Source organism: Variovorax glucosi (assembly GCF_051216695.1).
Classification (GTDB): Bacteria; Pseudomonadota; Gammaproteobacteria; order Burkholderiales; family Burkholderiaceae_C; genus Variovorax.
Genome location: NZ_JBPJZE010000404.1, coordinates 1 through 698, shown reverse-complemented (window position 1 = coordinate 698; position 698 = coordinate 1). Strand labels below are relative to the sequence as shown.

Sequence of the window (698 nt, the reverse complement as noted above, 5' to 3'; positions counted from 1 at the left end):
CGCTGGCTCTGGCCCAGCATCGCGATCTGTTCCGATACGGCACCGTCGCGCTGGCTCATGCCGACGGGGTCTATCAACACCATGTGCTTGTCGCGCAGGTCCTGCAGCACCAGGTGCAGGTCGGCCGCATCCTTCACGGCGTACACCGGCACGTTGAGGATCTGGCCGTAGATGCGCAGCTGCTCGTAGGCGCCGATGCGGTAGCTGTCGGTGGTCACCAGCGCGAGCTTGTCGGCACCGAAGCGCATCACGCAGCGCGCGGCGAGCTTGGCGGTGGTGGTGGTCTTGCCTACGCCGGTCGGGCCCATCAGGGCATACACGCCGCCCTGCGCGAACAGCGCGTCTTCGTCTTCATGCACTGGCACGGCGCGGATCAGTTCCGAACGCACATAGGCCATGCCTTCGGCGTAGGTCTGGCCCGTGGGCATCTTCTCCAGCATGGCCTTCGACAGGCCCGCGCTGAAGCCCGCGCCGAGCAGCGTGCGCAGCAAGCGGCCGCGCACCGGGTCGCGGCGCTGCTTGTCGTTCCACACGACGCTGGCGAGTTGCTCTTCGATCATTCCGCGCATGGAGTGCAGTTCGGTGAGCACGCTGTCGGCGGGTGCGGGTACCGGGACCGGCGCCGCAGGCGCAGCCGGTGCGGCAGGCGCCGCGATCGCCACGGGCTTCGCGCGGACGCTCGCTGAATTCCATGCCGG

The 698-nt window shown here is 68.5% G+C and carries 1 protein-coding gene; it reads right to left on the bottom strand.

Annotated features, from left to right (window positions below):
* Window positions 1-662, bottom strand: a 662-nt coding sequence (gene flhF, locus ACSFA3_RS26025; RefSeq protein ID WP_435508189.1) for a flagellar biosynthesis GTPase FlhF, incomplete at its 3' end; no start/stop codon positions are given.
* Window positions 663-698: the final 36 nt, after the last annotated feature.